The following is a 7,920-nucleotide window of genomic DNA, read 5'->3' as shown; positions in this document are numbered from 1 at the left end:
GTGCTGGTATGGCGCGGCGCAGCGCCTGGCCGAAGTGCTGCGCGAGCAGTGCGCCAAACATCCCGAGCCCCACGCCCTGGCCCACCTGGGCGCGGTGGACAGCGCACTCAATAGTGCGGCCTGCGTGCTGCGCGCCAGCGCCGAGCAGGTCGACCGGGCACCGACCGCCGATGCCCGGCTGCTGGCCCAACAAGTGCGCGCGTGCGTCGAGGAAACTGTCGAGCAGGTGATCCATCATGTCGGGCGCGCCGTGGGTGCCGGGCCTTACTGCAAGGACCCGCACTTCGCTCAATTGATGGCGGACTTGCCGGTGTATGTACGTCAAAGCCATGCCGAACGCGACCTGGCCGCCCTGGGCGAACAGGTGGCGGGCGAGCCGTCAGGGAGGTGGCAGTTATGAAACCCAACCCGATTGTTGGCCAGGGCACGCCGCTGCATTATTGGCAAACGTCGTCGCGCCTGGCTGAACTGCCGCATGTCAGCGTCGAGCAGTTGGTACCGCAGGGGCGACGCGCGGTGATCATCGCCCCGCATCCGGACGATGAAGTGCTCGGCAGCGGCGGTTTGCTGCAGGGCCTGGCTGCCCTGGACCGGCCCATTCAGTTGATCTCGGTCACCGACGGCAGCGCCAGCCATCCGGGCTCCGAACTGTGGCCGGTGCAACGCCTGAGCGTGGTGCGCCCGCAGGAATCGGCGCAGGCCCTGCACCTTCTGGGCCTGCCGCTGCACAGTTTGAAGTGGCTGCGTGCCGGGTTTACCGACAGCAAGGTCGCCGAGCGCGAGGAAGAACTGGCCGCCTTCATCCAGCGCTACCTCAAGCCCGACGACGTGGTGTTCGCCACGTGGCGTGAAGACGGGCATTGCGACCATGAGGCGGTCGGCCGCGCCAGCGCGAAAGCCGCCCAGGCAGTCGGCGCGACTCTGTACGAACTGCCGGTGTGGACCTGGCACTGGGCGACCGCTGAAGATGGCATGGTGCCTTGGGACCGGGCGCGCAAGATTCCTTTGACGCCCGAACAGGTGGCTCGCAAACGCCATGCCATCCACGCCTTCGCCAGCCAGTTGGAGGGCGACCCGCAAGTCGGCCTGCCGCCGGTATTGGCGCCCTATGTGGTGGAACGTTTGCTGCAACCTTTTGAAGTGGTGTTCGTGTGAGCGTGACGACCCCTTATTTCGACCGGATGTTCGAAGGCAACGACGATCCCTGGGCGTTTCGTCAACGCTGGTACGAACAGCGCAAACGCGCATTGACCCTGGCCGTCCTGACCCGGGCGCGCTACACCTCGGTGTTCGAGCCCGCCTGCGCCAATGGCGAGTTGAGCGCAGAGCTGGCCGCGCGTTGTGATCGCCTGCTGTGCTGCGATACGGCGAGCGCTGCGGTGGCGCTGGCGAGCAAGCGGCTGGCGGGGTTTTCCAACGTGCAGATAGAGCAGCGCTGTCTGCCCGAACAATGGCCGTCGGGGCAATTCGAGCTCATCGTATTGAGTGAGTTCTGTTACTACCTGGACGCCGCGGATCTTGAGCGCCTGGCCGAGCGCTGCCTCGCCGCCCTGGCGGAGGGCGGCCAACTGCTGGCCTGCCATTGGCGCCCGCGCATCGAAGGTTGCCCGCAAACCGCCGAACAGGTGCATGCGCTGCTTGAGCAACGACTGGGGCTGCACGCGGTGGTACGCCACCATGAAGACGATTTCCTGCTTGACCTGTGGGGCCGGGATGGCGCCTCGGTGGCACGCCTTGAGGGCCTGCGATGATCGGCATCCTGATTCCGGTGCATAACGAAGAAGCGCTGTTGGGCGAATGTCTGAACGCTGCGTCAATCGCCGCCAGCCATCCGGGGTTGCAGGGTGAAGCGGTGCACATCCTGGTCGTCCTCGACAGTTGCAGCGATGCCAGTGCGGCGATTGCCCAGGCGCACGGGGTGCACAGCCTGCCGGTGCAGGCCCGTAATGTCGGGCATGCCCGCGGTGCGGGGGCGCGGCATCTGCTGAATCAGGGCGCGCGCTGGATCGCCTGTACGGACGCCGACAGCCGCGTTGCCCCGGACTGGCTGGTGGCGCAACTGGCGCTGGGCTGCGACGCGGTCTGCGGCACCGTGACCGTGGACGCCTGGAGCAAAGGCTTCGACGCGGCGGCGCAGATACGCTATCACCAGGCCTACGAAGCCCGCGACGGGCATCGGCATATCCATGGCGCCAACCTGGGCATCAGCGCCAGCGCCTACTTACAGGCCGGTGGCTTCGAACCGCTGGCCTGCCATGAGGATGTGCAATTGGTGCGCAATCTGGAGCGCTGCGGCGCGTCCATCGCCTGGAGCCATTCCCCCCAGGTGATTACCAGCGCACGCCTGGATTGCCGCGCCCAGGGTGGCTTCGGTGATTACTTGAAGGGCCTGCTGCAGGTTTCGTAAAAATACGACGTTGCGCCCGTTCGTCGTTGTCTATGCTCATACCTTCTCGCACGGCGCTCCAGGATCGGAGCGCCGCGCACTCACCGCAGCGCAGCCTGGGGTGAGCACAAGAGCGTCAACCGACAAGGATGTAGCACCCCATGAGAACCGCTTCGTTAAGCGAGGGCCGTCGCGGCCCCGCGCAAATCTGGAACAGCGCGCCACAGTTGGCGCAGATTCCCTTCATCAGTCTGGCCGGCCTCGTACCGCCGAGTGCCCGCGTGGTGGTGATCGCGCCCCACCCGGGCGATGAAGTGCTCATCTGCGGGGGCCTGCTGCAAATGCTCAGCACCCGCAAAAACCCGTTGAAACTGATCTCTATCACCGATGGCAGCGCCAGCCACCCCGGCTCCCGGGTCTGGTCGGCCGGGCGCCTGAGTGTGATTCGTCCCCAGGAGAGCGCCGAAGCGCTGCGCCGCCTGGGTATGCCGCTGCACAGCCTGAAATGGATTCGTGGCGGGTTTTGCGACAACGCCCTGGCCAGCCACGAGCAACAGATGAGCCAATTCATCGCCCGTTACCTGATGCCGGATGACGTGGTGTTCACCACTTGGCGCCATGATGGCAACGATGATCACGAAGCCGTCGGCCGTGCCAGCGCCGACGCATGCAATCGGGTCGGCGCGCGGTTGTATGAGCTGCCGATGTGGGCCTGGCACTGGCCCGCACGCGAAGGCTCGGTGATGCCGTGGCAGCGTGCGCGCAAGGTGTGCCTGGATACCTGGAGCGTGGCGCACAAACTCCACGCCTTGCATGCCTATGCCAGCCAGCTCACGGGCGACCCCGCCATCGGCCTGGCGCCGATGCTCGCCCAGGTGTTGCTGGAGCGCATGCGTGAGCCTTACGAAATCGTCCTCACCTAGCGGGAGGCGGCAAAACGCCACTGCCCCGCGTGTGAAAAATTCGTTAACCGATTCATTCTTGGGGCTTTTTCCTACGGACCCGATCTGCCACACTGATGCGAATAATTATCAACAGATTTATTGTTCGCCACGGACGGCATTCGGGGAGAGTTACGTTCATGTCTGTGCAACACCACGGCGGTAAAGGGTTTTCACCCAGTTTGATAGCAGTGGCTATCTGTCTGACCACCTCTCACGCGGCCTTCGGCGCCGCCACTCAGCCCGCCACTATAGAACTGGGCGCCACAGAGGTTTCCGGCCAACAGCTTGGCGAAACCACCGAGGGCAGCCAGTCGTACACCACAGGCTCCATGAGCACCGCGACCAAGCTGCCGCTGACCCTGCGCGAAACCCCACAGGCCGTCACCGTGATTACCCGTCAGCGCATGGATGACCAGGCGATGACCAGCATCAACGATGTGGTCAATGCCACTCCGGGATTGTTCCTCAACTACTCCAACGGCCCCGGTCGGCAGGCCTACACCGCGCGCGGTTTCAACGTCGACAACCTCATGTACGACGGCATTCCCAGTGGCTATAACGGCGTCAATGTAGGCGCTCAGCCGAACCTGGCGATGTTCGATCGCGTTGAGGTAGTACGCGGCGCTACCGGCCTGGTGACCGGCGCCGGCAACCCAGCGGCGGCCATCAACCTGATTCGCAAGCGGCCCCTGGACGAGCAGAAAGTCACCCTGACCGGCGCCGCCGGCAGCTGGGACGACTACCGTGGCGAGCTTGACGCCTCCAGCCCCCTCAATGACAGCGGCACCTGGCGTGGCCGGGTGGTCACCTCCTACCGCGACGCCAATAGTTTCATCGACAAGGCCGAGCAGGATCACGGTCTGTTCTATGCCGTGACCGAAGCCGACCTGAGCGAGGACACGAGCCTGACCCTCGGCTACTCCAACCAGAAAGACAAGACCAACTACTTCTGGGGCTCGTCGATGATCGGCCTGGATGGGCATCACCTGGACCTGTCGCGTTCCTATAATCCCGGTACCGACTGGGAGAACAAGGACCAGGAGATCAACACCGTATTCGTCGAACTGCGCCAGCAACTGGCCAACGACTGGAAACTGCAGGTCAATGCCAATTACGCCGAACAAGATGCGCTGTTCTCCGGCTCCTACCAGTCGCGCTGGGTCGAGAACACCCTGGGCCGCACGGTGTACCAGGCCGCCATGGATGAAAACCAGGCCGGGCTCGACGCCTTTGTCAACGGCCCGTTCCAGGCATTCGGGCGCACCCATGAGCTGGTGGTGGGCGCCAGCAAGCGCATCTTCGACATGACCACCCACAACTACAGCCCGTACGATCTGAATTGGCCGATCAATGCCGGCAAGCCGAACTTCACCCGCACCACCAACCAGCGTGACGTCACCACACAGGACGGTGTCTACGTCACCACGCGCCTGAGCCTGGCCGACCCGCTCAAGCTGATCCTCGGCGGGCGCCTGGACTGGTACGACTATGACAACCGCGATGGTGACGGCGACTATAAGGTCACCCGCAACCTCACCCGCTACGCAGGCCTGATCTACGAGCTCAATGACCAGCACTCGGTGTATGCCAGCTACAGCGACATCTTCACGCCGCAAAAAGAAAAGAGCACCGGCGCCACTCCGCTCAAGCCCATTGTCGGCAAAAACTATGAAGTGGGCATCAAGGGCGAATACCTGGGCGGCGCGCTGAATGCCAGCGTGGCGCTGTTCCGTGTCGACCAGGAAAACCGTGCCGTGCAGATCGTTGTGCCGGACTGCCCGCAGGCGTCCTGCTATCAAGCCTCGGGGGAGATTCGCAGCCAGGGTATCGACTTCGAATTGCAGGGCGCCTTGACCGAGAACTGGCAGGTCGGCGGTGGCTACACCTACGCGCGCACCCACACCATCAAGGACGCCGCCAACCCGCAGAAGGTCAACAAGCAGTTCGACACCGACACCCCGGAACACCTGTTCAAGGTCACCACCCGCTACAACTTCCAGGGCCCGCTGGAAAAACTTCGCGTGGGCGGCAACGTGTCCTGGCAGAGCCGCATGTACAACGACATCCAGTTGGCGGACGGCAGTACCTATCGGCTCAAGCAAGGCGGCTACGCCGTCACCGACCTGATGGCCGGGTACCGCGTCAACCAGCACCTGGATCTGCAACTCAACGCCAACAATATCTTTGACCGCCACTACTACCAGTCCATCTCCGAGTCCGTCAGCTATGGCGGCGACTCCTACGGCAGCCCGCGCAACATGATGCTGACGGCCAAGTACAGCTTCTGATCGTCATTGCAACCTCGGCTGCCCGCTCGGGCAGCCGTTCTTAAAGTCTCCCTGCGACGTGCCGATAACCGATTGTCGGACCTTGACGCCGCACCCGCCTGGCGCTTTACCGGCCGCGCGCGTGGCACGCCGCGTGCTAGATTCCTGGCCAACCCACATGGAGTAAACGTGAATGCCCCTCCGCACACGCTTTCTGGAGCACTACCGCAAGGCCGACCGCATCATGCTGGCGCTGATCTGGCTGATGTTCCTGTTCTCCCTCGGGCTGGGGTTCTGGCATGACACCTTCACCCAGGCGTTGATCGTCGGTGGCGGCACCGGCGTGGTGCTGACCGCGCTGTATCGCGCCATCGGCGGCACCCGTGTGATGCGCTGCGCACTCGGTGCCGGCCTCATGGTGATGGCCGCCTTGCACATCAACCAGGCGCATGGTGTGATCGAAGCGCACTTTGGTATCTTCGCGCTGCTCGCGGTGTTGACGTTCTACCGTGACTGGCTGCCGATCCTGGTGGCGGCACTGACCATCGCCGTGCATCACCTGGTGTTCCACGCCCTGCAGCACCAAGGCTGGCCGGTGTTTGTGATGGAACACCACGGCGGCTGGACCATGATCTTCGTCCACGCCTTCTATGTGGTGATGGAATCCGTCGCCCTGCTCTACCTCGCCGTGCACAGCCACGCCGAGGCGGTCGAAAGCCAGGAAATGCTGGAAAAAATGCTCGCCGTCACCTCACAGTTCAGCGAAGAAACGGCCAAGGGTGAGGACAAGGAGCGCGTGTCCCTGGCCAAGCGCTTCGATCACTTCCTGCAGCAGCTCACTCACCTGATCGACGGCGTCGCACGCGATTCCCATGGCCTGGGCCAACTCGGCCAGGAACTGGCCACGGCCAGCGGCACCCTGGAAAAAGGCGCGCGGCATCAACTGGCGCAAATCAATGAAATGACCGGTTCGATGCAGCGCATGGAAGACGCCACGGGTCACATCAACGTGCACGTCGAACAGGCCGTGGAGCACGCCGGCCAGGCCAGCCAGCAGATTGAGCGCGGTCAGCAAAGCGTGGGTCGCGCCCAGCATGAAATCACGCAACTGGCCTCGCGCATCAATGGCACGCAATCGACCGTGCAATCGCTGGCCGTGCAGGCGGAGCAAATCGGCTCGGTGCTGGAGGTGATCAGCAGCATCGCCAACCAGACCAACCTGCTCGCCCTCAACGCCGCCATCGAAGCCGCCCGCGCCGGCGAACAAGGCCGTGGCTTTGCCGTGGTCGCCGACGAGGTGCGCAGCCTGGCCCAGCGCACCGCCCTCTCCACCCAGGAAATCAGGACCATCATCGAAGGCTTGCAGCAAGGCAGCCGCCAGGCGGTCGAAGCCATGCACGACAGCCGCCAGGGTGTGGAGCGTTGCGTGGAAGACAGCCAGGTGGCCGTCGATATGCTGCGCGCAGTGGGCGAAGACATTGCGCATATCGACCAACTCAATGGCCGCATCGTCACCACCACCCGCGAACAAAGCTCGGCTAACCTGGAAATTGTCGAACGTCTGCAATCGGTGCAGCACATCGCGCAAAACACCGCCGACGACGTGGAAACCCTGGCCCGCAGCAGCGAACGCCTGCCACCGATCGCCGTACGCCTGGATGCGCTGGGGCGCAGGTTTCATCCCTGATTCGATACCCGAGCGGTCGAGCCCCGGCCAGGCTCGACCGCGCTCACAGGCAGCGGATCAAGCGGTTGTTTTGGTGACCGACTCGCTCACGAAGTCCTGATACGTGCGTAGCGGGCTTCACGCCGACCCATTGGCACCTGGACGGCGGGGAGTCGATTCTGGAACCGATCCCCAGGCTGCAGTTTTCTTCGCTACTGATGGTGCGCGACGCGGCGATCGCCGGTGGTGGCGCGGCCCTAATTCCCCAGTCCATCGCCGGAGCCTCCCTGGCCCGAGGCGAACTGGTGCAATGGGGCACGGTCGCCGGAATCGAGCCGCAGCTTTGGGTATTGCACACCTCCAGGCGCCTGGCCGCACCCAAAGTGCGCGCCTTCGTCGACTTCCTGTGCGCGCAATACCCGGATATGGCACTGGTGCTGCGCGGTTGAACATGCCGGCGCATTCTTGAATTCTTCTCATGACCCCTCGCCGACTCTACACATCTGGCCATAGCTACACACCGCTGTAGCCGGTAACCACGATGCGAAGCGAGTCGCTCCTGATCTTGATCTTGATCTGCTTTTGATCTCAGGCGCCCCGTTAAACCACGCTGGCCGAACGCAGGCTTGAATCCGTGGGCAACCCGGCAGGACGCCG

General features: G+C 63.7%; 6 protein-coding genes and 2 pseudogenes. All 8 read left to right on the top strand.

Features of this window, described 5'->3' with window-relative positions; translation table 11 throughout:
* Nucleotides 1-400: pseudogene (locus BFP89_RS17375) on the top strand (acyl-CoA dehydrogenase); the annotation flags it as partial.
* On the top strand, nt 397-1,155 hold the full coding sequence (locus BFP89_RS17370; protein WP_065886668.1) for a PIG-L deacetylase family protein: 759 nt from the start codon (nt 397-399) through the stop codon (nt 1,153-1,155). The pseudogene BFP89_RS17375 and the gene BFP89_RS17370, both read left to right, overlap by 4 nt.
* Nucleotides 1,152-1,751, top strand: coding sequence for an SAM-dependent methyltransferase (locus tag BFP89_RS17365; protein WP_065886667.1), 600 nt, complete (start codon nt 1,152-1,154; stop codon nt 1,749-1,751). The genes BFP89_RS17370 and BFP89_RS17365 overlap by 4 nt, the downstream gene beginning before the upstream one ends.
* Nucleotides 1,748-2,407, top strand: coding sequence for a glycosyltransferase (locus BFP89_RS17360; protein WP_065886666.1), 660 nt, complete (start codon nt 1,748-1,750; stop codon nt 2,405-2,407). Before BFP89_RS17365 ends, BFP89_RS17360 begins: the two co-directional genes overlap by 4 nt.
* Nucleotides 2,408-2,547: 140 nt before the next feature.
* The gene (locus BFP89_RS17355; RefSeq protein ID WP_065886665.1) at nt 2,548-3,309 is read left to right on the top strand and encodes a PIG-L deacetylase family protein; all 762 of its coding nucleotides are present in this window, start codon (nt 2,548-2,550) and stop codon (nt 3,307-3,309) included.
* A gap of 158 nt (nt 3,310-3,467) precedes the next feature.
* Nucleotides 3,468-5,618 (top strand): TonB-dependent siderophore receptor, encoded by a 2,151-nt coding sequence (locus BFP89_RS17350; protein WP_065886664.1) that lies wholly within the window; start codon nt 3,468-3,470, stop codon nt 5,616-5,618.
* A gap of 172 nt (nt 5,619-5,790) precedes the next feature.
* The gene (locus BFP89_RS17345) at nt 5,791-7,284 is read left to right on the top strand and encodes a methyl-accepting chemotaxis protein (protein ID WP_065886663.1); all 1,494 of its coding nucleotides are present in this window, start codon (nt 5,791-5,793) and stop codon (nt 7,282-7,284) included.
* Nucleotides 7,285-7,400: 116 nt separating this feature from the next.
* Nucleotides 7,401-7,712: pseudogene (locus BFP89_RS17340) on the top strand (LysR substrate-binding domain-containing protein); the annotation flags it as partial.
* Nucleotides 7,713-7,920: the final 208 nt, after the last annotated feature.

Origin of the sequence: Pseudomonas sp. 31 R 17, from assembly GCF_900004915.1 — a bacterium.
Lineage (GTDB): Bacteria > Pseudomonadota > Gammaproteobacteria > Pseudomonadales > Pseudomonadaceae > Aquipseudomonas > Aquipseudomonas orientalis_A.
The sequence above is the reverse complement of the archived record's forward strand: the minus strand, read 5'-3'. Positions and strand labels throughout refer to the sequence as shown.